The organism is Vreelandella populi, assembly GCF_003989825.1.
In the GTDB taxonomy this organism is placed as follows: domain Bacteria; phylum Pseudomonadota; class Gammaproteobacteria; order Pseudomonadales; family Halomonadaceae; genus Vreelandella; species Vreelandella populi.
The window spans coordinates 54,880-79,778 of the sequence record NZ_RZHE01000006.1 but is presented as its reverse complement, the minus strand read 5'-3'; the positions used below and the strand labels follow the sequence as shown (position 1 = coordinate 79,778).

General features: G+C 55.1%; 22 protein-coding genes and 3 tRNA genes. 13 read left to right on the top strand and 12 right to left on the bottom strand.

What is annotated here, in order from left to right; all coding sequences use genetic code 11:
- Nucleotides 1-97: 97 nt before the first annotated feature.
- From ELY25_RS05405 to ELY25_RS05390, 4 genes are all read right to left on the bottom strand, one after another.
- Entirely contained in the window at nucleotides 98-829 is a 732-nt protein-coding gene (locus ELY25_RS05405; RefSeq protein ID WP_126950267.1) for an ABC transporter permease, read from the bottom strand.
- A 1-nt stretch (nucleotide 830) separates the two neighbouring features.
- Nucleotides 831-1,532, bottom strand: a complete 702-nt coding sequence (locus ELY25_RS05400) for an ABC transporter permease (protein ID WP_126950266.1) — start codon at nucleotides 1,530-1,532, stop codon at nucleotides 831-833.
- A gap of 14 nt (nucleotides 1,533-1,546) precedes the next feature.
- Nucleotides 1,547-2,317 (bottom strand): ABC transporter ATP-binding protein, encoded by a 771-nt coding sequence (locus tag ELY25_RS05395; RefSeq protein WP_422822371.1) that lies wholly within the window; start codon nucleotides 2,315-2,317, stop codon nucleotides 1,547-1,549.
- Between the two features lie 218 nt (nucleotides 2,318-2,535).
- Nucleotides 2,536-3,522 (bottom strand): succinylglutamate desuccinylase, encoded by a 987-nt coding sequence (locus ELY25_RS05390; protein WP_126950264.1) that lies wholly within the window; start codon nucleotides 3,520-3,522, stop codon nucleotides 2,536-2,538.
- 365 nt (nucleotides 3,523-3,887) lie between these two features.
- On the opposite strand from ELY25_RS05390, the gene wrbA reads away from it, so the two are divergent.
- Complete coding sequence (wrbA, locus tag ELY25_RS05385) at nucleotides 3,888-4,487, top strand: NAD(P)H:quinone oxidoreductase (RefSeq protein ID WP_126950263.1); 600 nt, start codon at nucleotides 3,888-3,890, stop codon at nucleotides 4,485-4,487.
- A gap of 171 nt (nucleotides 4,488-4,658) precedes the next feature.
- Here wrbA and ELY25_RS05380 read toward each other — a convergent pair whose 3' ends face one another.
- Both ELY25_RS05380 and ELY25_RS05375 read right to left on the bottom strand, forming a co-directional pair.
- Nucleotides 4,659-5,687: an SMP-30/gluconolactonase/LRE family protein gene (locus ELY25_RS05380; protein WP_126950262.1), complete on the bottom strand. Its 1,029-nt coding sequence runs from the start codon at nucleotides 5,685-5,687 to the stop codon at nucleotides 4,659-4,661.
- Nucleotides 5,688-5,861: 174 nt separating this feature from the next.
- Nucleotides 5,862-6,935 carry a tartrate dehydrogenase gene (locus ELY25_RS05375; protein WP_126950261.1) on the bottom strand — a complete coding sequence of 358 codons (1,074 nt, stop codon included), beginning with the start codon at nucleotides 6,933-6,935 and terminating at the stop codon, nucleotides 5,862-5,864.
- Between the two features lie 113 nt (nucleotides 6,936-7,048).
- Between ELY25_RS05375 and ELY25_RS05370 the strand changes: the two genes are divergently transcribed.
- From ELY25_RS05370 to ELY25_RS05350, 5 genes are all read left to right on the top strand, one after another.
- A complete protein-coding gene (locus tag ELY25_RS05370) occupies nucleotides 7,049-7,996 on the top strand; it encodes a LysR family transcriptional regulator (protein WP_126950260.1) in 948 nt (315 codons plus the stop codon).
- Between the two features lie 119 nt (nucleotides 7,997-8,115).
- Nucleotides 8,116-8,550: a secondary thiamine-phosphate synthase enzyme YjbQ gene (locus ELY25_RS05365; protein ID WP_126950259.1), complete on the top strand. Its 435-nt coding sequence runs from the start codon at nucleotides 8,116-8,118 to the stop codon at nucleotides 8,548-8,550.
- 194 nt (nucleotides 8,551-8,744) lie between these two features.
- Nucleotides 8,745-10,196, top strand: coding sequence for an alanine/glycine:cation symporter family protein (locus tag ELY25_RS05360; protein WP_126950258.1), 1,452 nt, complete (start codon nucleotides 8,745-8,747; stop codon nucleotides 10,194-10,196).
- Nucleotides 10,197-10,359: 163 nt separating this feature from the next.
- Complete coding sequence (locus tag ELY25_RS05355; protein WP_126950257.1) at nucleotides 10,360-10,968, top strand: FMN-dependent NADH-azoreductase; 609 nt, start codon at nucleotides 10,360-10,362, stop codon at nucleotides 10,966-10,968.
- A 36-nt stretch (nucleotides 10,969-11,004) separates the two neighbouring features.
- Nucleotides 11,005-11,304, top strand: a complete 300-nt coding sequence (locus tag ELY25_RS05350) for an MGMT family protein (protein ID WP_126950256.1) — start codon at nucleotides 11,005-11,007, stop codon at nucleotides 11,302-11,304.
- Nucleotides 11,305-11,379: 75 nt separating this feature from the next.
- On the opposite strand, the gene ELY25_RS05345 is transcribed toward ELY25_RS05350, so the two are convergent.
- Together ELY25_RS05345 and ELY25_RS05340 are read right to left on the bottom strand one after the other, a co-directional pair.
- Nucleotides 11,380-12,948, bottom strand: a complete 1,569-nt coding sequence (locus tag ELY25_RS05345; RefSeq protein ID WP_126950255.1) for a bifunctional GNAT family N-acetyltransferase/carbon-nitrogen hydrolase family protein — start codon at nucleotides 12,946-12,948, stop codon at nucleotides 11,380-11,382.
- Nucleotides 12,949-12,988: 40 nt separating this feature from the next.
- Nucleotides 12,989-13,906 carry a DMT family transporter gene (locus ELY25_RS05340; protein WP_126950254.1) on the bottom strand — a complete coding sequence of 306 codons (918 nt, stop codon included), beginning with the start codon at nucleotides 13,904-13,906 and terminating at the stop codon, nucleotides 12,989-12,991.
- A 120-nt stretch (nucleotides 13,907-14,026) separates the two neighbouring features.
- On the opposite strand from ELY25_RS05340, the gene ELY25_RS05335 reads away from it, so the two are divergent.
- The 5 genes from ELY25_RS05335 to ELY25_RS05315 all read left to right on the top strand — a co-directional run bounded on the left by ELY25_RS05335 (nucleotide 14,027) and on the right by ELY25_RS05315 (nucleotide 22,437).
- On the top strand, nucleotides 14,027-16,048 hold the full coding sequence (locus tag ELY25_RS05335) for an NADPH-dependent 2,4-dienoyl-CoA reductase (protein ID WP_126950253.1): 2,022 nt from the start codon (nucleotides 14,027-14,029) through the stop codon (nucleotides 16,046-16,048).
- A gap of 176 nt (nucleotides 16,049-16,224) precedes the next feature.
- A complete protein-coding gene (locus tag ELY25_RS05330; RefSeq protein WP_126950252.1) occupies nucleotides 16,225-17,277 on the top strand; it encodes a threonine aldolase family protein in 1,053 nt (350 codons plus the stop codon).
- 322 nt (nucleotides 17,278-17,599) lie between these two features.
- On the top strand, nucleotides 17,600-19,522 hold the full coding sequence (locus tag ELY25_RS05325) for a PrkA family serine protein kinase (RefSeq protein ID WP_126950251.1): 1,923 nt from the start codon (nucleotides 17,600-17,602) through the stop codon (nucleotides 19,520-19,522).
- Between the two features lie 32 nt (nucleotides 19,523-19,554).
- Nucleotides 19,555-20,844, top strand: coding sequence for a YeaH/YhbH family protein (locus tag ELY25_RS05320; RefSeq protein ID WP_126950250.1), 1,290 nt, complete (start codon nucleotides 19,555-19,557; stop codon nucleotides 20,842-20,844).
- 30 nt (nucleotides 20,845-20,874) lie between these two features.
- Entirely contained in the window at nucleotides 20,875-22,437 is a 1,563-nt protein-coding gene (locus ELY25_RS05315) for a SpoVR family protein (protein ID WP_126950249.1), read from the top strand.
- Nucleotides 22,438-22,465: 28 nt separating this feature from the next.
- Here ELY25_RS05315 and ELY25_RS05310 read toward each other — a convergent pair whose 3' ends face one another.
- Nucleotides 22,466-22,780, bottom strand: coding sequence for a high-potential iron-sulfur protein (locus ELY25_RS05310; RefSeq protein WP_126950248.1), 315 nt, complete (start codon nucleotides 22,778-22,780; stop codon nucleotides 22,466-22,468).
- Nucleotides 22,781-23,074: 294 nt separating this feature from the next.
- Here ELY25_RS05310 and ELY25_RS05305 point away from each other — a divergent pair, with 294 nt between their 5' ends.
- Both ELY25_RS05305 and ELY25_RS05300 read left to right on the top strand, forming a co-directional pair.
- Nucleotides 23,075-23,350: an Lrp/AsnC family transcriptional regulator gene (locus tag ELY25_RS05305; protein ID WP_030073328.1), complete on the top strand. Its 276-nt coding sequence runs from the start codon at nucleotides 23,075-23,077 to the stop codon at nucleotides 23,348-23,350.
- 81 nt (nucleotides 23,351-23,431) lie between these two features.
- Nucleotides 23,432-24,295 (top strand): DNA/RNA non-specific endonuclease, encoded by an 864-nt coding sequence (locus ELY25_RS05300; protein WP_185856218.1) that lies wholly within the window; start codon nucleotides 23,432-23,434, stop codon nucleotides 24,293-24,295.
- A gap of 248 nt (nucleotides 24,296-24,543) precedes the next feature.
- Here the strand turns inward: ELY25_RS05300 and ELY25_RS05295 are convergent.
- The 3 genes from ELY25_RS05295 to ELY25_RS05285 all read right to left on the bottom strand — a co-directional run bounded on the left by ELY25_RS05295 (nucleotide 24,544) and on the right by ELY25_RS05285 (nucleotide 24,897).
- Nucleotides 24,544-24,630, bottom strand: a tRNA-Leu gene (locus ELY25_RS05295).
- Between the two features lie 28 nt (nucleotides 24,631-24,658).
- Nucleotides 24,659-24,745: transfer RNA gene (locus ELY25_RS05290), tRNA-Leu, on the bottom strand.
- Nucleotides 24,746-24,810: 65 nt separating this feature from the next.
- Nucleotides 24,811-24,897: transfer RNA gene (locus ELY25_RS05285), tRNA-Leu, on the bottom strand.
- Nucleotides 24,898-24,899 lie beyond the last annotated feature (2 nt).

Genomic DNA, 24,899 nt, shown 5'->3' with positions numbered 1-24,899 from the left:
TAATCCTCTTTAACGTAACCCAGGTTGGGGTTGGCGAAAAGAGAAAAACATCATGTGAACCAACGTTTGTTTGACGCTTGTGTTCAAGCCTGACTTTTTAAAGAGTTTGTGGCTTAAGATGAGCCAGTAATTTCTTCTCCAGAAAGCGGAAGAAGAACAGGATGGCAAACGTAAGGCAGAGATAAATAAGCGCCACGAACAAAAACGGCTCAAAAGGCGTATAAAACCGCGAGTAGACATACCGGGCCGCACCCGTCAGGTCCATCAGGGTCACCACGCTTGCAATGGCGCTGGCATGAAGCATGAAAATCACCTCATTACCGTAGGCGGGCAGGGCACGACGAAAAGCGCTGGGGATAATGATACGCCGCATCATCAAACTCTGAGACATGCCGTAAGCACGCGCCGCCTCAATTTCACCCTTGGGCGTTGACTTGATGGCACCCCGGAAAATCTCGGTGGTATAGGCGGCAGTATTGAGCGTAAAGGCGATCAGCGCCGGGTAGAACGCCTCACGAAAGATTGGCCAAAGAAAGCTTTGCTGAATGCCGTCAAAAAACACCACGCCATAGTAAATAATATACAGCTGAACCAGCAGCGGGGTGCCGCGAAATACGTAGGTATAAACGTATACGGGCAGGCTGATCCATTTACGCCGGGAACTGCGCATGATGGCCAGCGGTACGGCGAGTACCAGGCCAATCACCAGCGATAGAAATACCAGCTGAGTGGTGGTAACCAGCCCGGTCCAATAATAGCCCATTGTAGTGGGCGTAAAAATCAGATTGCCGGATAGAAGATCGTTAAACCAAGCGGAAATATCTGGCATGTCAATGCTCCCCGAAGCCGATATCGTAGCGCTTTTGCAGCCGGGCGAAGATCCACTCCGAGACGCTGGCAATCAGCAGGTAGGCAACCGCTACAGGGATTAGAAACACAAACGGCTCGTGAGTGGCCCGGGAGGCTTCGGCAGCCACACGGACCATATCGGTCAGGCCGATCACCGAAACGAGCGCGGTCGTTTTCAGCAGCACCATCCAGTTATTGGAAAGCCCCGGCAGCGCATGCCGCATCATCTGTGGAAATCGGATGCGGCGAAATACCAAGGCATTGCTCATGCCATAGGCCCTTCCTGCTTCTACCTGACCGTTATCTACTGCCATGAAAGCGCCTCGGAAGGTTTCACCCATATAGGCGCCAAAAATAAACCCAATGGTCAACACGCCAGCGGCGAAGGCATTAAAATTGATATAAAGATCAATCTCGAAATCGTAGTAAAGAATATCGCTGATGGCGTTAACGCCAATTTGACCGCCGTAGAACAACAGCATCATCAGTACCAGGTCCGGTACACCACGAATCAGGGTGGTGTAGGCCGTCGCGATACCGTGCAGCAGCCAGCTGCGTGACATTTTGGCCGTGGCAGTAAGAAGCCCCAGCGCAATGGCTAAAAGCAGCGATAAAACGGCCAGTTGAACGGTGACCCCGGCGCCTTCGATCAAGCGGGGCCCGTACCCTTGCAAATCCAGCATGGTAGCCTCGCAGATCAGTAATTAGGGGTAAGAAACTGTTTGAGCCGTGACGACTGCGGGTTGCCTAGAACGTCGCCTGGCGTGCCGGCCTCCTCGACCAACCCCTGATGAAGGTAGATCACCTGGCTTGAAACGTCGCGGGCAAAGCTCATCTCGTGGGTGACTACCACCATGGTGCGCCCCTCATTGGCCAGGTCGCGCATTACCTTGAGCACATCGCCCACTAGCTCCGGGTCAAGGGCTGAGGTGGGCTCATCAAACAGCATCACCTCAGGGTCCATGGCAAGCGCGCGAGCAATAGCGCCGCGCTGCTGCTGGCCGCCGGACATCTGCGCTGGATAGGCGTGGGCGCGTGCGGTTAAACCGACACGTTCCAGCAGCGCATAGGCGTGCTCGGTTGCCTCTTTCTTGGATTTACCCAGTACATGAATTGGCGCTTCAATGATGTTTTCAAGCAGCGTCATGTGCGCCCAGAGATTGAAATTCTGAAATACCATCGACAGCTTGGCGCGCATCTGCACGACCTGTTTTATGTCGGCTGGCTCACGCCCCCGCCGGGTCTCTTTAAAACGAATAGTGTCGCCGTGGAGAATAATCTCGCCCTCATCGGGCTGCTCCAACAAGTTCATGCAGCGCAAAAAGGTACTCTTACCTGAACCTGAAGCGCCAATCAGTGTGATCACATCACCTTTTTGTGCTTCGAGTGAGAGACCTTTCAGGACTTCGGTATCGCCAAAGCGCTTTTTTATATTACGCACTTCAAGAGGGGTAGCGGCCATAAACATAGGCTCCAGTACAAAGTTGCCGCGGTAGCAACGTATTTAATTGACGTAGGCTTTAGTGCGGCTGGCGCGAAAAAAGTGGCGATTCTATCAGGCCCAGCGGAAATTGCGTGCTTTCCTTATACGATAAATGTAGGAAAGCTGCCAAATGCGCCGCATGCTGGGAAAGTGAATAGCCCCTAAATTGTTGTTATTAAAGTGCTAATAGAGATTTTTTTGAGTCAGGCAGCGGTTTGAACCGGCGCTACCAAAAGCGCCGCTCTGGCACCTATTTCCACGCCGGCATTGGGAAACACCACGTGCAGAGGAGTATCACCCACAATGAAATCCCCCGCCACGCTATCGCAGGCCAAGCGGGTGCCCGGTTCAAAGCGGCTGAAGTTGGGCGTATGGGTATCAAAGCAGAGCGTAAAATCATCGGCCTGGCGCATCAGTTCATGCTGCACCCGGAAAAACGTCATGCTACTCGGGGATTGCCGTGACGGTACTTTCCCTTCACTCAACGCGGTTAATAGCGCCTGCATGGGCCCAAGGGACGCCATGTCGTTTTGGCCGAAAGGGGCAACACGGCCTAGCTCAAACGTAAATGCCTGGGCTTGATGATAGTGCTTGCTGTAGTGCGAAAATGTCCAGCTTGTTTGGTGCTGATGAAGTACTGCCTGCATATCGGCAGCCGCCAGCCACTGCCATTGCTCGGATTTAGTGGGCGTGTCGGAAAATGGCTCGACCACAAAACGCGGGTAAAGGCTGCCCCGAATCGCGGTATGCAAATCATAGTGCAGTTTGGGCAGCGCTTTATGGGCGGCAAAAAATCGATCGACGGCGGTCATCAGCTCCCGGGCGCGTTCAGGCTCGGCGCCGCTGTCTGCCAGGTCGCGCTTAAAAAGACGGTTCAGGTTGGTATCAATAAAGCGTTTCTGAGCGCGCAGGGCGGGAATATTGCCCAGTATCACCAGTACCGGGGCACCCAGCTTGATTGTGCCTGCTTCCAGAGCGCTTAGCCAATCACCCAGCAACTCAACTGGGGCGGTTTCATTGCCGTGAATGGCCGCTGAAAAAACGCAGCTGTGCGCATTGGGCGTTAACCTATTAGGCACAAGCTCCAGCACCCCCGGGGTGTGAAGCTGATAACGACCACTGGCAAATTGGCCACGCTGCTGTGCGGGCGGTTGTCCATCAAGCATCCAGTTGAACCAGTGCTCCAGCATGTGCGGCCTCTTGTTATTAGTTAAATATCCACGTGTTATGTTTAGCACGCCTGCAAGGCTGGACAAGCGTTGACGTCGTGGTTATGAAAATGGCGAGGGTCTTTATATAAGACAGGATTTCAAAACGCCATGGTAGCGAGGCGTTTTAATAAGTGAAGACATAGCGTGCTCTCTGCTACGGACGCTTAGCATCGAATGCTAAAAACCAGTCACACCTGTGTGTCTGCACAATGCAAAACAGTGGTAGAAATCGAAGAGAAGGGATGAAAACCTTCGCTTTTATAAGCTTCACGCTAGGCTATGGTGTAGTTATTCCCGTGGGGAATGCCGTTAAAGCCTCTAAACGCAGTTTGAAGGAGTAAACAATGTCGAAGGTATTGGTACTTTACTATTCCATGTATGGCCATGTTGACACCCTGGCCAAGGCCGTTGCTGAAGGCGCGAAGAAGGTAGATGGCGTGGAGGTAACCGTTAAGCGAGTGCCTGAAACCATGCCCCAGGATGCTTTTAAAAAGGCAGGCGGCAAGCAGGATTACGATACGCCCGAAGCCACTCCCCAAGAACTTGCCGATTACGACGCGATTATTTTTGGCACGCCTACCCGCTTTGGCAACATGGCAGGCCAGATGCGCACCTTTCTGGATCAGACCGGTGGCCTTTGGGCCAATGGCACGCTGCGTGGCAAGGTAGGCAGCGTATTTACCTCGACCGGTACCGGCGGGGGCGAAGAGATGACGGTCACGTCCACCTGGACGACGTTGGCCCATCACGGCATGGTGATTGTGCCCATTGGTTACGGCATTGAAGAGCAGTTCGATATTTCAGAGGTAAGCGGCGGCAACCCGTACGGCGCCGCAACGCTTGCCGGCGGCGACGGCTCTCGCCAGCCCAGCGAGCGTGAACTGAAGCTAGCCCGTTTTCAGGGTGAGCATGTGGCCAAGATTACTGCGAAATTGGCCGGTTAATCGCTACTTTATAGGCGTTTTTAAAACAAAAGAGCCTCACCGATGAAATTCAGTGAGGCTCTTTTGTTGCTTATGCGCAACATTATGAAAGCCGAGCAAATCTAGCTATAAGGGTTGCAATATCAAAAGCGTTAGATGCTTAACTGATAGAGTAGAAGATGGAATCAGTATCTACGCACCGCGAGTCGCCGTGTAAATGGTGTAAATGGATTGGCTCGCTGTCATAAACAGGCGGTTACGCCCCTGGCCAGTGAAGCATACGTTAGAGCAAACCTCGGGTAATAATATGCGGCCCAAGAGCTCGCCTTCCGGCGAGAACACCACCACGCCATCAATACCTTCGCCGCCGTTGGCACTCGACCAGATATTACCGTCTATGTCGCAGGCCATGCCGTCGAAAATAGTGTCTTCACTGGTGACGACTACCTGACGGTCGCTAACGCTTCGCCCATCCTCGCTAAGCGACCAGCGAATGATCCGGGCGGGTTCTTCAAAGTGGGTCGGGGCGCTATCGCTGGCGTAGAAGCTGCGGCCATCCGGCGTCAGCACGATTCCATTGGGCTTGTAGATCTCCTCGGTGAGCTTGATCGGCTCATCAAGGCTGTCATCAACGTAATAGATCGCTGTTTCGAGCTCCAAAGCGCGCTTTTTACCCTCGTAGTCAAAGTGAGCGCCATACCCTGGGTCGGTGAAGATCACGCCACCTGAAGGTAGTGTCACTAAATCGTTAGGGGCGTTCAGTGGTTTACCCTGATAGCGCTCAGCCAGCACCGTGGTGCTGCCATCCCATTCGTAGCGCAATACGCGTGATGGGTAATGCTCGCAAGAAATTAAACGCCCTTGATGATCGAACGTATTGCCGTTGGAATACCCGACATTGTGTCTTAAAACGCTGACCTGGTCGGTTGCTTCGTCCCAGCGCATTTGCAGCGCCCGGGGAATATCACTGAATACAACGTAGCGTCCCACGGCATTCCATGCCGGACCTTCGGTCCATAGCCCTCCGCTCCAGTGACGTTCCAAAGAGCTATTGAAAATCATATAGTTGTTGAAGCGTGGATCCTCGACTTTCCAAGCATCTATAGGGTAACGGTCAGGAACGGCGCCCTGAGAGTTTTGAAAAGCAAAGAGCGGAGATGAAGTGCCGACAGCGGCTAAGGCAGCCGTTGCCGAGAGGAACTGACGACGTCCAAGTTTCATGGGATTGTCCTAGCTTTTGTTATTAGTGCTATTGGCGAAGCGAATCCGAAACTGTTTTAAATACTGTCTTAAATACTGGCTCAAACAAAAGGTAGAACATAAGTCGCTATAAGTCATGCATACGGCTGCCCGACGTGTTTCATTCGGGCAGCTCGTTGTTATGCCAAATAAACGTTATTTAGCAATGGTGTCAGCAATCGCTTCGCCTAGCGTTTTGGTGGTGCCCTTACCGCCGATGTCGCCGGTGAGTACGCTCTGATTACCTTCGGCGAGTACCTCTTCAATAGCCGCCACCATCGCATCGCTGGCTTCTTTATAGCCCAGGTGCTCAAGCATCATCGCACCAGACCAGATCTGGCCAATGGGGTTGGCGATGCCTTTACCCGCAATATCCGGCGCGCTGCCGTGTACCGGCTCGAACAGGCTGGGGAACTTGCCTTCGGGGTTGATGTTGGCTGAAGGCGCAATACCAATGGTGCCAGTACACGCGGGGCCCAAGTCGGACAAAATATCGCCAAACAGGTTGCTGCCGACTACCACGTCGAACCAGTCCGGGTGCAGCACAAAGTTAGCGGTCAAAATATCGATATGGAATTTATCCACACTGATGTCTGGATACTGCTTGGCCATTTCCAGCACGCGCTCATCCCAGTAGGGCATGGTAATGGAGATGCCGTTGGATTTGGTCGCCGAGGTAAGCTTTTTACGCGGGCGGGTTTGCGCCAGATCAAACGCGTACTTGAGTACACGGTCAACGCCAGTGCGGCTCATCACGGTTTCCTGAACGACGATTTCGCGCTCTGTGCCTTCGAACATCTTGCCGCCGATGCTTGAATACTCACCCTCGGTATTTTCGCGCACGACAAAGAAGTCGATATCGCCCGGTTCACGCCCGGCCAAGGGGCTTTTGATACCAGGCATCAGTTTGCAGGGGCGCAGGTTGATGTACTGATCGAACTGGCGGCGAAACTGCAGCAGTGACCCCCAGAGCGAAATATGGTCAGGCACCTTGTCAGGCCAGCCCACCGCGCCGTAGAACAACGCATCGAAATCTTTGAGCTGTTCAAACCAGTCGTCCGGCATCATCTTGCCGTGCTCCAGGTAGTAATCGCAGTTGCCGAACTCAAAGGTGGTGAACTCAAGGTCAATATCAAAACGCTTGGCGGCGGCGTCTAAGGCGCGCAGGCCTTCGGGCATCACTTCAGTACCAATACCGTCGCCGGCAATGACTGCTATACGGTGGGCCATGTGAACTCCTGACTTGTTGTTGAGAGGATAACGACACGCTAAGTGTAGTGGCTATGGCAATGAAAATAATCAGGCTACCATGAAAGCTATTGTTGCCTAAAAGTAGAGAATTCATGTCAGCGTTAGATGATCTGGCGTTTTTTCAACAGCTGGCCCGAGCCGGCAGTTTAACGGCGACTGCCCGCGAGTTGGGGCTTTCGCTTTCAGCGGTAAGCAAGCGGTTAAAACAGTTGGAAGCTCGCCTGGGGGTGGAGCTTGCGGCGCGCACGACGCGGCGGCTAACGCTCACGATGGAGGGCGAGCGCTATCTGTCTCGCGGGGCGCTAATTCTGGATGAGTTGGGGGAGCTTGAAAATTCGCTGGGCGATAACGAGCGCCATACGCTGGGCGGGCGGCTGCGGGTAAATGCTACGTTTGGCTTTGGCAGACGGCATATCGCGCCATTGCTCTCCACGTTTTGCTCGGTACACAGAGGGGTTGACGGTTGGCTGGAGCTGACCAATTTTCCGCTTAACCTGAGCGATCACGGCTTTGATATCGGCATTCGCATTGGCGAGCCGCCGGACTCGCGCCTGATCGCCCGACCCATTCTCGCCAATCGGCGCGTGCTGTGTGCCGCGCCTGGTTATATTGCCCGCATGCCGCCACTGACTACCCCGGCGGATCTGGGAAAGCAGGCGTGCCTGGTGATTCGTGAGAACGATTCGGATTTTCCGCTTTGGCGATTTGAACGCTGCGGCGAGTCCGGTGATATTCAGTCGGTAAAAGTCAGCGGGCGGCTGGCGAGTAACGATGGAGAAGTGATTACCCGCTTGGCCCTGGATGGGCACGGGATCATGCTGCGCTCCTGGTGGGATGTCAGTGAACACCTAGTCAGCGGTGCGCTTCGCCCGTTATTGCCCGGCTGGCAGGGCGTGCGGGCTGATTTCTACGCCGTATACGAGCAGCGTCGTCATGTGCCCACCCGGCTTCGCGCGTTTATTGATTACCTGGAGCGGGAAATTGCCGGGCGGGTGCGGCCGTTACCCGAAGCTGGCGCTTTTAGTGTGTGCCTGCCATGAAGAAAGCCAATCGCAATGACGGGTATCTTAGTCCTGCGATTAGGCTATGGTGAAGTGAACCTGACAAGAAGGGCACGCCGTGACGTGCCCCTGACGCATTAAAAACAAAGGAGTGTTTTATGTGGCATCAGCAGGAAATTCATCTGCCGGAATTGGCACGCGGCTTCCATCTCATTACTGGCGAGGTGGTGCATGCGCTGCCGTCTTTGGCCGAGTGCAGTGCGGGGATGCTGCATCTTCAGTTAATGCACACCTCGGCCTCCATCACGCTCAATGAAAATACCGACCCCGACGTTCGTCATGACTTGGACGCCTTTATGCGCAGGCTGGTACCCGACGGGCTTGATTACTTTCGTCATACCCTTGAAGGACCGGACGATATGCCGGCTCACGTAGCCGCGAGCCTACTCGGCACGCAGATAACGCTTGGCGTGCGCGATGGACGCCTAGCGCTTGGTACATGGCAAGGCATTTGGCTGGGTGAACACCGCGATCAAGGCGGGTCACGGCGTATACTGGCTACCTTGAATGGCTGCGAGGCTCTAGATCTTTAAGACGCAATTGGGCTTTTTAGCTCGCGCCGATGCTTTCTTTTTGGACCGAAGTGCTCTTAATTGAATAGCAGGCGCTTAATAAGAGTTAGCGTCTATTCCAAGCGTTATATGAATAAATACGCCAATTTTCTTGCCATTTTGGTGCAGGCATGAAGAATGAAGCGCTTTCGATAAGTTAAAAAAGGGCATGTGGTATGGATTTTTCGATTCCTCAACTGTTGACCGCGTTCGTTGATCGCGGCAACGGTCTTTTATGGGGCAGTGTGCTGATCTATCTGCTGATTGGCGCAGGCCTTTACTTCACGATACGAACGGGCGGCATCCAGGTACGTTATTTCGGCCACATGTTCAAGCTGCTGCGAACCTCTCGTGATGCCGGTAAAGGTATATCCTCTTTTCAGGCGCTTTCCACGAGTCTTGCCGCACGCGTGGGTACCGGCAACTTGGCGGGTGTGGCGGTTGCGATCTACTTTGGCGGCCCGGGGGCGATTTTCTGGATGTGGATGACCGCCATGGTCGGTATGGCAACAAGCTTTATCGAATCCACCCTGGCACAGGCCTATAAAACGGATCATGGTGATAGCACCTTCCGGGGCGGCCCTGCCCGCTATATAGAGCGTGGCCTGGGTTTGCGCTGGCTGGCCGTGCTGTTTTCCATCTGTTTGATCATAGCGTTTGGATTGGCGTTCAACAGCGTACAGGCCAACTCCATCGCCCAGGCCATGGAGCAGGCATTTGCCGTTCCCACCTGGGCCATGGGGTTAGTCTTGGTCGTGGTGGTAACGCCCATCATCTTTGGTGGCTTGAAATCCATTGCCAAGGTCGCTGAGCTGGTCGTGCCGCTAATGGCGCTACTTTACCTGGCGCTGGCGCTGGTCGTGGTCGCGCTTAATATCACTGATTTTCCGGCGGCCATCATGACCATCGTGCGAAGCGCGTTTGGTATCGAGCAGGCGGCGGGCGGCGCCGTGGGCTATGCCATTTCACAGGCGATCATGAACGGCATTCAGCGCGGCCTGTTTTCCAACGAGGCGGGTATGGGCTCGGCGCCCAACGCGGCGGCAACGGCCAGCACGCGGCCGAACCACCCGGCAGCCCAAGGCTTTATTCAGATGCTGGGCGTGTTTCTGGACACGCTGGTCATTTGTACGGCAACCGCTGCCATCATCATCATGGCGGGGCCGGAGCTTCTGGCCGGTAACGAGAACAACGGTATTCAGCTGACCCAGATGGCGCTTTCAACCCATGTGGGCGACTGGGGCGCCATGTTCGTAGCGATTGCTATTTTGCTCTTCGCGTTTACCTCGGTAATTGCCAACTACTCCTATGGGGAATCCAATATCGAGTATATTGCCGGCCAGCGTGCGCCGGTCGCCGTCTTTATCTATCGTCTGGCGGTGCTGGCGATGATCATGGTCGGCTCGGTAGCCAGCCTGGGCGCGATCTGGAATTTTGCCGATCTCTCCATGGGCATGATGGCGATCATCAACCTGGTGGCAATCCTGCTGCTTTCACCCACTGCTTTCGCCCTGTTCCGGGATTACGAAACGCAGTTGAAGGCGGGCAAAGAGCCCACTTTCGATCCCAGCCAGTTCCCCAAGCTGGCCAATAAAGTCGATCCCAAGGCATGGCCTAAAAAGCAGTAAGGCCAGCCAGTTAAGAACCCCGCCGCGTGCGGGGTTTTTTTATGGACGCCATAACGATTCGATTTTATCGAATATGGCGCGCATATCATTGCGCTTTTGATTAATCAGAATCACCGTAGAATAGCCCCATTCCTCTTAATTATTATGTGTCTGGAGCATTTACATGTCGACTCGTACCTTGCTGGTTACCTCTTCCGTACTTGGTGAAAACGGTCAATCCATCGCCCTGGCCAATCATTTCGAAAGCCGTGCGGCTGCCCGCGACAGTGTAGAAGTCACTAAACGTGACGTGGTTGCCAATGCGTTGCCTCATCTGGATATCGCCGAGCTGGGCGCCTGGCAGACACCAGCTGATGATCGCAGCGACGAGCAGAAAGCCCTGGCCGCTCACTCTGATAACCTGCTGGCGGAATTGCGGGCGAGCGATGTGCTGGTGATTGCAGTACCGATGTACAACCTGGGCATTCCTTCACAGTTAAAAGCTTGGTTTGACCGCGTACTGCGTGCCGGAGAAACTTTCCGCTACACGGAAAACGGTCCGCAAGGGTTGATTGAAGGTAAGCGGGCGATCATTCTGGCTGCACGCGGCGGTATGTATGCCGGTACGGAAATGGATAGCCAAACGCCGCACCTGAAGAGCATGCTAGGCTTGATGGGTATTACCGATGTTGAAGTGGTGTACGCAGAAGGTTTGAACATGGGTGAAGCACAGCGTGATGCGGCGCTAAAAGAAGCTTTCCAGGCAATTGATCAACTGGTTGAAGCTCTATAATTCAGCCAGTCTGAGATAATTACGGAGAACCAGTTCATGGCACGCCCCGAGCTTTTGGAGCAGATCTATACGATTGTCGATCAGATTCCGGCGGGGCGAGTCACCACGTACGGGCGTATCGCCGCCATGACGGAAGGTGCCACCCCGCGCATGGTGGGCTCAGCCATGCGCCATTTGCCCGATGGCCACGAGCTTCCCTGGCATCGGGTAATTGCTGCTTCACTCAAGCTTGCTGACCACGGCGGCGCTACCCGCCAGCACCAAAAGCTGCGTGATGAAGGCGTGGCCTTTGATGCAAAAGGCCGCGTGCCAGCGCATCTTGTCTGGCCCGATTGAAGCCAGCAATTGATATGAGAACGCCGCCCCCAGAGGGCGGCGTTTTGCGTAGATGAGGTGACGCTTTTTTATTCCTCACTCATCCCGATTGGAGCCGGACTTCAACGACCAGTCGCGCCAGCGTAGGTCAAACAGATCCTTGCGGCGGTCCTTCAGGTTCGTCACCGAGCCCTCAGCGCGCACCACGGTCAGGCGGGTCAGGTCCAGGTCCGAGAAGAAGATCATCTCGGTATTCGGTGTGGTTTCCGCCAGTACTGCATCATGGGGGAAGGCAAAATCCGAAGGGGTAAAGACGGCGGATTGTGCGTACTGAATATCCAGGTTTTCAATCGAGGGCAAGTTGCCGACACTGCCACAGAGCACCACGTAGCACTCGTTCTCGATGGCGCGTGCCTGGCCACAGTGGCGAACCCGCAGGTAGCCGTTCTTGGTATCGGTCCAGAAGGGGACAAACAGAATATCCATGTCCTGGTCGGCCAGCAGGCGACCGAGCTCCGGAAACTCCACGTCATAACAGATCAGGATGCCCACGCGGCCTGCATCGGTATCGAATACCTGTAGGCTGTCGCCGCCTTCAATCACCCAGTCGCGGCGCTCTTGGGGAGTGATATGCAGCTTGGCTTGCTTGTCCACATCACCGTCGCGGTGGAAGAGATAGGAGACGTTATATAGCCGGTCGTCCTCGCCTACCTCAATCATCGAGCCACCGACAATATTGATATTGTAGGAGATCGCCATACGCGAAAGCTCGGCCTTGAAGCGTTCAGTAAAGCTTGCCAGAAAACGGATGGCGCCCATCTGGTCCTGCTGAGCGGCGCGGTCTTGCAAGCCCATCAGCGGGGTGGTGAAAAGCTCTGGGAAGACGGCAAAGTCACTCTGGTAATCCGAGAGCGCATCGACAAAGTACTCAATCTGCTGGAGCGCGGCCTCCACCGAGGAAAATTCGCGCATCTGCCATTGTACGGCGCCTACCCGCACCTGGGTCGGACGCGTATCCAGCACGTTCTCGGCAGGCTCAAAGAGAATGTTATTCCACTCAAGAAGCGTTGCGTAGCCCCTGGACTGTTCATCTTCCGGCAGATATTTGCGCAACAGGCGCTTTACCTGAAAGTCGTTGGCCAGCTGGAACGATAGAATCGGATCGTAAATCTCCTTGCGAGAGACCTTGTCGATGTACTGAGCCGGGGACAGCTCATCGGCGTGCTGGTAGTACTCGGGGATTCGCCCGCCAGCCAGGATGGCGCGGAGGTTATGCGAACGGCACAGCTCCTTGCGCGCTTCGTAAAGGCGTCGCCCCAGACGGTAGCCGCGGTAGTCCGGATGGATCAGCACATCCAGCCCGTACATCGCGTCGCCTTCCTGGTTGTTGAGGATGATTTCACGGTGGCCAATCAGGTCGTCATACTTGTGGGGGTTGGAAAACTCGTCGTAATCCACCTGTACTGTCAGTGCCACGCCTACCAGGTTGCCATCGTCTTCAATGGCAATCTGGCCGTCGGGGAACTCCTGAATCAGCTTGTCGATCGTGTGCCTGGGCCAGGCACCGCCGATATCGTGATAGACAGCGTCCATCAATGTCTTGAGCTGATCGTAATCATCGCTCGTCAGGTTGCGCAGATTCAGATGCAGTTCTTCTAGGGACATATCAGGGGGTTCCAGAATAAAAAGAAAACAGCTTAGTATATTACTGCGAGGCGCTGCCTGGCTTATTTGCCGCCACTCCTCGCACCAGCGGGCGGGTCAGAGTTTGCGCCATGACCACGCCTGCCAGAATCAGAAGCCCACCGGTAAAGTGAAAGCCTGCCACCTGTTCGCCAAGCATTGCCATGGCGATTAGCGCGCTGAACAATGGCATCAGATTGATAAAAATGCTCGCCTGGTTGGCGCCAATCTGGCGGACGGCGCGCATCCACAAATAGGTGGTAATGACGGATGCAGGAATGCCCGCATACACGATCAGGCCGATGTTCTGGCTATCTACCGGGGTCATGGGGCCCATCAGATAAGGTGGGAGCAGAAACAGCACTGCAAAACATACCTGGGCATAGAGCATCACCCAGGGGGGTAAGTTCATTTTCCAGCGTTTGAGCATGACGCCGTAAAGCGCGTAGCAGCTTGCGGCCACCACCATTAGCGCATCGCCACGGGCAACCTCTAGGTTAAGTAGCGAAAGGGGATTGCCACGGCCCAGCAGCACGGTTACACCAATAAAGGCCAGCACGCCGCCCATGACGCCGCCAAGCGTGGGCGGCTCGCGCAGAATAAGCGCACTCAGCAGCACAGTAAGAAGCGGCACCATGGCAGCCAGAATGCCCATATTGGTGGCCGTGGTGGTTTCAGCCGCCACATAGGCAAGCCCTTGCCATAACCCCATACCTAAAAGTCCTAGCGCGGCCAGCTTGTACCAGTTGCGGCCTATTTCATCGCGGTGGCGAATGAGGGCGGGCAGGACAAACGGCGTCATGACCAGAAGCGCCAGCAGCCAACGTAAAAAGGCGATACTGCTGGGCGCAATGGCACCCACCGCTAACTGGTTGATGGTCATGTTGCCCGACCAGATCAGGACGGTGGCAAGTGGCGGTAGAAAGTAGATCAGCGGCATCACAGTTTCCTTGTCGTTAGCCGGGTAATGTTACGTGCTTTACAGCTTGTCGCAAGCGAAGACTGTACGCGGTGACAAGGATGTCATACGCTTGTTTGAATAACGCCAAGGAGAACCGTGATGACCCGTGCGCCCGCTTACCCACATCTTTTTCAGCCGATTACCATTGGTCATTTAACGCTGCCTAATCGCGTGCTGATGGGCTCCATGCATACCAACCTGGAAGAAGCGCCCAACGGCTTTGCCAGACTGGCAGCATTTTATGCTGAGCGGGCGTGCGAGGGGGTAAGTTTAATCGTGACCGGCGGCATTGCACCCAATCCGGAAGGCGCGGTGTTTCAGGGCGCCCATGCGTTGACTGATGAGGCGCACCTGGCAGAGCACCAGCAGGTAGTGAAGGCGGTGCATGCCGAAGGTGGTCACCTGTGCATGCAGATTCTCCATGCCGGGCGCTACGCTTACTCGCCGGATTTGGTGGCCCCGTCGGCCATTCAAGCGCCGATCAATCCGTTCACGCCGCGTGCGCTAAATAGCGATGAGGTCGAGCAGCAGATTAACGACTACGTGCGCTGCGCGCTGTTGGCCCAGAAGGCCGGCTACGACGGTGTGGAAATCATGGGCTCGGAAGGCTACCTGATCAATCAGTTTATCTGCCAACGCACCAACCAGCGCACGGATAGCTGGGGCGGAAGCTTTGAAAACCGCATGCGTTTTCCCGTGGAAATCGTCAGGCGCATTCGGGCAGCCGTGGGTGAACGCTTTATAGTTATTTTTCGTCTCTCAATGATCGACCTGGTGGAAGAGGGCAGCAGCTGGGAAGAGATTGTCACCCTTGGTCAAGCCGTGGAAGCGGCGGGCGCGAACCTGATCAATACCGGTATTGGCTGGCATGAAGCCAGGGTGCCCACCATTGTGACCAGCGTGCCGCGGGCGACTTTTACCGAGGTGACCCGGCGGGTGAAAGCCGCGCTCTCGATCCCGCTGGTGACCACCAACCGAATCAATATGCCCAGTGTGGCCGAAGCGGTGCTGGCCGAAGGCCATGCCGATATGGTGTCCATGGCCCGGCCGTTTCTGGCTGACCCTGCCTGGGTCAGCAAGGCCGAGGCGGGGCTGGCAGAGGAGATCAATACCTGTATTGCCTGTAATCAGGCCTGCCTGGATCACACCTTTGCCGGCAAGCTGACCTCTTGCTTGGTGAATCCCCGCGCCTGCCATGAAACCGAGCTGGTCATCGAGCCTGCCACGGCGCCCAAGCGCGTAGCGGTAGTGGGCGGTGGGCCAGCCGGGCTTGCCACGGCGGTCACGGCGGCCAGCCGCGGGCATAGCGTAGTGCTGTTCGAGCAGCGTGCGCAGCTTGGCGGGCAGTTTAACTATGCGCGTAAGATTCCTGGCAAGGAGGAGTTTAACGAAACCCTGCGCTACTACCGCGTGATGCTTGAAAAGCATGCCGTCGAGGTGCGCTTGAACACCTCCGCCACGCCGGAAGTGTTGACCGAGTTTGACGATGTTGTTCTGGCAAGCGGGGTGCGTCCGCGCACGCTTTCGTTACCCGGGGCCGACCATGAAAGTGTGATCAGCTACGCCGAAGCAATTGAAAACCCTGCCCGGGTGGGGCGTCGGGTGGCCGTGATTGGCGCAGGCGGCATCGGCTTTGATGTCTCCGAGCTGCTCGCCCATCAAGAGCACACGGCGCTGGATATCGACACCTGGTGCGATGAGTGGGGAGTAGACCTTGCGGTTAGCGAGCGGGGCGGTTTGAAAGCGCCTGTGCCCCCACCTGTATCTCGCGAGATTGTGATGCTCCAGCGTAAAACGTCCAAGGCGGGCAAGTATTTAGGCAAAACCACGGGCTGGGTGCACCGCGCGTCGCTGAAAGCGCGCGGTGTTACCACCCTAACCGGCTGCGAATACCTGAAAGTTGATGATGCGGGGCTGCATATCCGCCGCGACGGCCATGAGCAGGTGCTTGAGGTGGATACCGTTGTGGTCTGCGCAGGCCAGGAGTCCGTACGCGACTTGATCGCGCCGCTTGAAGCCTCCGGCAAGGGAGTGCACGTTATTGGCGGCGCCGATGAGGCCGCAGAGCTGGACGCCAAGCGTGCCATCGATCAGGGCATGCGCCTGGCCGCCGCGCTTTGAAGCCGTTGAGAGTAGCGGGTGACGCTTATCCGCAAATGGCGATAGACTGACAGGCCCATCACCTTATTAAGCATAAAGTGATGTTTAAGGCGCGAGTGGCACCCAGCTTGCGCTGTAACAGAGCCAGTAAAAGACAATGTCAGTGAAAGACAACGTCAGTGAAAAGGATCAACACCATGACTTCGGAGTGTACCCCGCGATTTCTAGCCAGTGATAACACCTCGGGTATCTGCCCGGAAGCCATGCAATACTTGATGGAAGCGAACCAGGCCGACGACTTGGCCTATGGCAATGATCGCTGGACCGAGCGGGCCGCAAACCGCTTTCGTGAAATGTTCGACTACGACTGCGATGTGTTTTTTGTTTTCAACGGTACGGCCGCCAACTCACTGGCGCTTTCGGCGATGGGGCGTAGCTACCACAGCGTGATTTGCCACGAGCTTGCGCATATTGAAACCGACGAATGTGGCGGCCCTGAGTTTTTTTCCAATGGCGCCAAACTGCTGACCTCGCCGGGGGCCAACGGCAAGCTTACCCCTGAAGGCATCGAGGCGCTGGTCACCCGGCGAAGCGACATTCACTACCCCAAGCCCAAGGTGGTATCGCTGACTCAGGCCACCGAAGTGGGTACGGTGTATACCCGAGAGGAGCTGCTGGCGATTCGCGCCATTGCCGACAAGCATGATTTGCGCCTGCATATGGACGGTGCACGCTTTGCCAACGCCTGTGCCGGCCTGAATGCTACGCCTGCCGAGCTGACCTGGCAGGTAGGTGTTGATGCGCTGTGCTTTTCCGGGACCAAGAACGGCCTGGCGATGGGCGAAGCCATTCTGTTCTTCAACCGAGACCTGGCGGAAGACTTTTCCTATCGCTGTAAGCAAGCAGGCCAACTAGCCTCCAAGATGCGTTACATTTCAGCGCCCTGGCTTGGATTGTTGGAAAGTGGTGCCTGGCTGACTAACGCCCAGCATGCCAATGCCATGGCCGATTATCTATCTGCTGGACTGCAGGCACTGCCTGGGGTGTCGCTCATGTTCCCCACCCAGGCCAACAGCGTCTTTGTTGAGCTGCCAGCGCATGCGATTAATACGCTCAAGGCCAAGGGGTGGACGTTCTACACCTTTATTGGCGCAGGTGGGGCGCGCTTTGTGTGCGCCTGGAACACGACCGTTGAATTGCTTGACCTGTTGATTGCCGACATCAAGGCCGCGCTTGAAAACAGCCGTTAATACGCGACGCCTGCGAGGCTCTTTCTCCCTAATCTTTATCACGCCGCTGCCTCTCAGCGGCGTTTTTTGCGCGCTTTCTCAAGCGTTAAACGCTATTTGGTTAATGCCGGACGCGTCAAAGTGCCTACCTATCAATAGCCTATGTTTTTAAGCCAGGGCTTGACAAGCACCCCGGTTGGGCCGGCAGATGCTTGCGTTGAAGTTTTCGTCATCACATTTTGCTAATGCTGGCTACGCTAATAGAGCGACACCTCGATTGGCACACCACAACAACAATATTGTCTTAGTGGTGACTGTCTGGGGATGGCCATAGGAGATTTCCATGAGCATCTTTGATCACGTTCAAGACCGTTTCGCCCGCGTTCAGCAAGAAGATATGAGCCTTGAAGAGTATCTGGCGCTTTGTCGTCGTGACCCCAAGGTTTATGCCAGCGCTGCCGAGCGTATGCTGGAAGCCATCGGCGAACCCAATGTTATCGATACGGCAAAAGATCCGCGCTTGTCGCGTATCTTTTCCAACAAGGTGATACGCCGCTATCCGGCGTTTGCCGAGTTTCACGGTATGGAGGAAGCCATTGAGCAGATCGTGGCTTACTTCCGTCATGCCGCTCAGGGCCTTGAAGAGCGCAAGCAGATTCTCTATCTGCTCGGGCCTGTCGGTGGCGGCAAGTCATCGCTTGCCGAACGTTTAAAATTACTGATGGAGCGTATCCCTTTTTATGCCATCAAGGGGTCGCCGGTTTATGAGTCGCCGCTTGGGCTGTTTTCACCCGAGGAGGATGGCGAGCTTCTGGAAAAAGAGTACGGCATTGCCCCGCGGTATATTAAGAGCGTGATGTCGCCCTGGGCAGCCAAGCGGTTGAAAGAGTACGGCGGTGATATTTCACAGTTTCGCGTGGTACGCCTTTATCCTTCCCGGCTTAACCAAATCGCGATTTCCAAGACCGAGCCTGGTGATGAAAACAATCAGGATATCTCCTCGCTGGTGGGCAAGGTGGATATCCGCCAGCTGGAGCTCTACTCCCAGGATGACCCGGATGCCTACAGCTTCTCGGGCGGGCTATGCCGCGCCAACCAAGGGCTGATGGAGTTTGTTGAGATGTTCAAGGCACCCATCAAGGTGCTGCACCCACTGCTGACCGCTACTCAGGAGGGGAACTACAACCCTACAGAAGGAATGGGGGCTATTCCGTTTGATGGCGTTATTCTAGCCCACTCCAACGAATCCGAGTGGCAGGCGTTTCGCAACAACCGCAACAACGAGGCGTTTCTTGACCGGGTGTATATCGTCAAGGTGCCGTACTGCCTGCGGGTTTCTGAAGAGATCAAGATCTACCAGAAGCTGCTGGAAGACTCCTCGCTCAACGCCGCCCCCTGCGCGCCGGATACGCTGCGCATGCTGGCGCAGTTCTCGGTGCTCTCGCGCCTGAAAGTGCCCGAAAATTCCAGCATTTACTCCAAGATGCGCGTGTATGACGGCGAAAATCTGAAAGATACCGATCCGCGCGCCAAGTCGATTCAGGAGTACCGCGATGCGGCTGGGGTGGATGAAGGCATGCAGGGGCTTTCCACGCGCTTTGCGTTCAAGATTCTTTCCAAGGTGTTCAACTTCGACAGCCTCGAGGTGGCCGCCAACCCGGTGCACCTGCTGTACGTACTTGAGCAGGCGCTGGAGCGTGAGCAACTGCCGTCTGAAGTGTTTGAGCGCTACCTGGGCTTTATCAAGGAGTTCATGGCGCCACGCTATGTAGCGTTTATAGGTAAGGAGATCCAGACCGCTTACCTCGAATCCTATAGCGAGTACGGCCAGAATATCTTCGACCGCTATGTCACCTACGCGGATTTCTGGATTCAGGATCAGGAGTACCGCGACCCGGAAACCGGCGAGCTTTTGAATCGGCAATCGCTTAACGAGGAGCTTGAGAAGATCGAGAAACCGGCGGGTATCTCCAACCCGAAAGACTTCCGACATGAAGTGGTGAACTTCGTGCTGCGTGCCCGTGCCCAGAACAACGGCATGAACCCCAGCTGGCAGTCCTATGAAAAGCTGAAAGGCGTCATAGAGCACAAGATGTTCGCCAATACGGAAGAGCTTTTACCGGTAATTTCGTTTAACGCCAAAGCCTCGAAGTCGGACCAGAAAAAGCACGAGGACTTTGTGGCCCGAATGGTGGAACGCGGCTATACCGAGAAGCAGGTACGGCTACTTTCCGAGTGGTATCTGCGCGTACGCAAGTCGCAATAGTAGCGCCTACCTTCCGGGTTTAAGGAGGTCGCATGACCTACTTTATAGATCGAAGACCGAACGCCAAGCACAAGAGCGCAGTTAACCGCCAGCGCTTTCTGGAGCGCTACCGCAAGCATATCAAGCGCTCGGTGGAAGAAGCGGTGAACCGTCGCTCCATTACCGACATGGAGCGCGGTGAGAAAATATCCATTCCGACCAAGGATATTTCCGAGCCGGTGTTTCAGCATGGCCCGGGCGGGGCACGTAATATTGTCTCCCCGGGCAACAAGGAGTTTTTGCAGGGAGACAGGATTCGCCGACCCAGCGGTCAAGGAGGCGGGGGAGGCGCAGGCGAAGGTGGCGCTTCCAATCAGGGGGAGGGCAACGACGAATTTGCGTTTACGCTAACCCGTGAGGAGTTTCTGGAATTCGTGTTTGACGGTCTGGAGCTTCCCCATCTGCAGCACAAGCCGCTCAAGTCGATAGAAGAGATCAAGATGGTGCGTGCGGGCCTGTCTCGCGATGGAGTACCTGCGCGTATTAGTATTACCCGCTCCATGCGTGAAGCTTATGCCCGCAGGATCGCCATGCGCGCACCGATCAAGCGTGCTTTGCAGGCGGCCCATCAGGCGCTGGAAGAGGAGGAGCGTAAAGATCCGGTGCTGCGCAACCCTACACGTATCGTCGAGCTGAAGGCGGAAATCGAGCGCCTTGAAAAACGCATCGAAGCGGTACCCTTCATCGATACCTACGATTTGCGCTACCACCAGCTCAGTGCTCAGCCGCAGCCTTCAAGCCAGGCCGTCATGTTCTGCGTGATGGACGTTTCCGGTTCGATGACACAGAACCACAAGGATATCGCCAAGCGCTTCTTTCTTCTGCTGTATATGTTTTTGGAAAAGCATTACGAAAAAGTAGAGCTGGTGTTTGTGCGCCACCATACCGCGGCACGCGAGGTGAGCGAGGAAGAGTTCTTCTACTCACGTGAAACCGGGGGAACGATTGTTTCCAGCGCCCTAAAGTTGGTCAACAGCATCATCCAGGCACGCTACCCGCCTGAAAAGTGGAATCTTTACGTGGCCCAGGCCTCGGATGGGGATAACTGGGATGACGATTCCAATACTTGCCGCGACCTGCTGGTCAAGCAACTTATGCCGCAGCTGCAGTATTACGCGTATGTGGAAATTACCCCCCACAATCATCAGTCGCTGTGGCATGAGTACGAAAGCGTGGCGGGTCAGTTTCCTGAACGCTTTGCCATGCGTCAGATCGTTGAAGCCAGCGAGATCTATGCTGTTTTCCGTGAACTGTTTAAGCGCCGCTTGAGTCAAGCAAATTAGGTGCGTGAACCGCATGTTGAGGAGTACGCCATGAATGCGTCGCAAAAGCCCCTTGCCACTGGCTCTGACTGGAACTTCAGCGTACTTGAACGCTTTAACGACAGGCTGGCGGCGCTTGCCGATGAGTATCGCCTGGACACCTATCCCAATCAGATTGAGGTGATCACCACCGAGCAGATGATGGATGCCTATGCCAGCGTGGGCATGCCGGTAGGCTACCATCACTGGTCGTTTGGCAAGCAGTTTCTGGCTGTCGAGCAGGCCTACAAGCGCGGCCAGATGGGCTTGGCTTACGAGCTTGTGATCAACTCCAACCCCTGCATCGCCTATCTGATGGAAGAGAACACCTTAATGATGCAGGTGCTGGTAATGGCCCACGCCTGCTATGGGCATAACTCATTCTTCAAGGGTAACTACCTATTTCGTACCTGGACCGATGCCGAGTCGATTGTCGACTATCTGGTGTTTGCGCGGCAGTACATTGCCCAGTGTGAAGAGCGCCACGGTGTGCATGCGGTCGAGCAGCTTCTAGATGCCTGCCATGCCCTGCAAAATTATGGGGTAGACCGCTACAAGCGCCCCTCGCCCATTTCCGCCGAGGAGGAGGCCAAGCGCCAAGATGAGCGTGAGGCGTACCTGCAAACCCAGGTCAACATGCTGTGGCGGACGATTCCTGAGCCGCCTCCTGACGCCTCACCTTTGCCTGGCAGCCTGAGCAGCGATGAAGACCCGCTGGGCCTGCATGTGGGGGGCGTCTATCCGCCCGAGCCCCAGGAAAACCTGCTCTACTTTATCGAGAAGAACGCGCCACTGCTGGCGCCCTGGCAGCGTGAAATCGTACGGATTGTGCGTAAGCTGGCGCAATATTTTTATCCGCAGCGTCAAACCCAGGTAATGAACGAGGGCTGGGCCTGCTTCTGGCATTACACGCTAATGAACCGACTGTATGACGAGGGCGATGTGGATGAAGGCTTGATGCTGGAGTTCCTGCAATCTCACGCAGCGGTGATCAATCAACCAGATTTCGACAGTCCCTATTACAACGGCATCAACCCCTATGCGCTGGGGTTTGCCATCTTCAGGGATATTCAGCGAATCTGCGAAGAACCTACGGAGGAAGATCGTCAGTGGTTTCCGGATATTGCCGGTACGCCTTGGCGTACGACGCTTGAGTTTGCTATGCGCAATTTCAAGGATGAGTCGTTTATCCAGCAGTTTTTATCCCCCAAGGTAATGCGGGATCTGAAGCTTTTCTTAATTGTGGATGATGATCAGTCAGAAACGCTTGAAGTGGCGGCTATTCATGATGAGCAAGGGTATCGGCGGGTACGCGACGCGCTTTCCACCCAGTACGCGCTCTCCGTGAAAGAGCCCAATGTGCAGGTAGTCGAGGCAGCGATTCGTGGCGATCGCTCTCTGACCCTACACCATGTACAGGATAGCCGACGCCCGCTTGGGCGCAGCGTTTATCCCGTTATTAGGCATCTGCACGAACTCTGGGGATTCCCTGTCCGGCTGGTATCCATGGATGAAGGGCGCGTTACCCATCGCTATCATTGGCCGGTAGAAGAGGAGCCCAAGGAGAAAAAGTAAAAATCACCCCTTTAATGATCAAACTGGCCTAGCCTTGCGCTACCCAGGATTGGCACCAGCCGCCAGGCTCAACGCTGTTTTCGGGAAACAGCTGACAACCTTGGGTATTTTCAGTATAAAACATGCAGTTGTCGCAACGCTCACCCGATTCATAGGCAGGATGGTCGCTGGCGTCGCTAGCCTTTTCGACATAATTCAGCGCCTGCGCGCTGGGCGCGGATGGGTCAAGACGCGGAAGCGACTGCGCAAAGGCCGTTTTGGATAGAACTCCCAGGCCCAAGGGAAGGGCGGCTAAACCCAGTGCGCTGCTCCGTAAAAAATGCCGACGGCTTTGATTGGCCATGATTTCTCCTTAAGATCGATTGCCTATTTCCATTCTCTTTAAGCTGCGAACGACAAATGTCAGCTCATCTAGGACAGCTTTTGGCGCCAAACTATCCCTTCATGCTGTCCATTCATTCCACCCCTTCGCCCGATACTCCTATAAGCAAGTCATGCTAGCGAGCGTTGGCGCAGTGGGAGACTGAAAGGGGCAAGGTACAAGTACTTGGTCATGTGCAGCGCAAGCTGCGGATTAAATCAGGCCTGTTATACTCCAGTCTCATTTCCGTATCACTTACATTTTAGTGAGGGCGCCATGCAAAACGCAGTTATTTTGATCAACACTGAAAAAGGTCAGGTTAAAGCAGTGGCCGAGCGTTTAGCGGATGTAGAAGGCATTAGTGAAGTGTACTCCACCTGTGGGCGTTACGACCTGGTAGCCATTGCGCGTACCCCGGATTTTGAAAGCCTTGCTGAGCTTGTCACCGAGCGCCTTAATGCAGTGGAGGGCATCAGCGATACGGAAACGCTGAATGCTATGCAGGTACATTCACGTCATGATCTTGAAACCATGTTTTCACTTGGCTGGTAACCTTGGAACAGGCACCGGCCATGGCAACGACCGCGTGTTATAAGCAAGAGATAAAAAATTAAAGAGTAGGGAGTGGGGAACTTGGGAAGATCGCTTCTGCGCTTGCGTCAGCAAGGGCGACGCTTGGGTATTGCCGTACTGTTTGTAGTAGCCGGTGCCGGATTATGGGAGTTTCAGGAGCGCCAGCATCAGGATGACTACACATGGATGGGCGTACCCACCTGGGATGGCTTTCATCCCACGACGTTTCACCGTGTATTACGCAATGATGGGTTTCTGGTGGGCTGGTCCGATGTGCGCGTCAATCCGCTCTGGGTAAGTTACCAGCTCGAAGCGGTAGATGACGATACGCGCATCGGCTCGCGGCCCAACTTTCAGGCCGACTGGCGAACGCTCTGGCCGATTACCACCGATAGCTATTCAGGTAGTGGCTATGACCGCGGTCACATGGCGCCCAACTATGCCATTGCCGCAGTCCACGGGCGCAGCGCTCAGGTCGATACGTTCTTGATGAGCAATATGTCCCCCCAGCGGCCCAACCTGAACCGCCAGTTATGGCAGCGGCTGGAGCAGTCGGTAATGGATCATTTTGCGCCACGCTTTGACCGGTTGCAGGTGATTACCGGGCCGATATTTCCCGAGCACTTTATGGATAACGTGTTCAACCGGGTGGGGTTTGTCGAGGTGCCGGAGGCGTTTTACAAGATAATCGTGGCGCCACATGCTGATGCCCCTTTAGCGCTGGCCTTCATCATGCCCCAGGATGTGCGCGGCAACGAGCCGCTGGCAAACTATCTGGTCACTATCAATGAAATAGAAGAGCGCACCGGGCTCAACTTTTTCCCGAATCTTTCGCCAGAAATCGAGGCCGTGCTGGAAGGGGAGCTGCGCACCCAAGGCTGGGCGTTGGAAGAAGTGTCGAAACGGCCGGGGCGGTTTCAGTAAGGTATGAATTTTCTGTGGGAGGTTGCGTAAACCGCTTCAGGCTAGCGCTACTTCCCATCTATCTAAATATTAGCCCATATTGCTAGGCAGCCCATATTGCTAGGCCGATAATCAAATTTGATGGGACAGTAAGAGGTAACAAGCGTACATGCCGCATATTGAGAATGGCGGCATCTAAATTGAATAAATAGGGAATAAAACAATTACAGGGGGATAAAAAGCATAATGATGCGGACGGGACCTTTAAATGGTGCCCAGGAGAGGACTTGAACCTCCACGTCCATACAGACACTAGCACCTGAAGCTAGCGCGTCTACCAATTCCGCCACCTGGGCGCATCATTTACATCTGTTTGTATTCGTATGGTGCCCAGGAGAGGACTTGAACCTCCACGTCCATACGGACACTAGCACCTGAAGCTAGCGCGTCTACCAATTCCGCCACCTGGGCGAATACAAACATTTACTTGCTTTCACACCACTTCGTATCGTGAAAAGAGGATAACACGATAAAGATGGTGCCCAGAAGAGGACTTGAACCTCCACGTCCATACGGACACTAGCACCTGAAGCTAGCGCGTCTACCAATTCCGCCATCTGGGCAA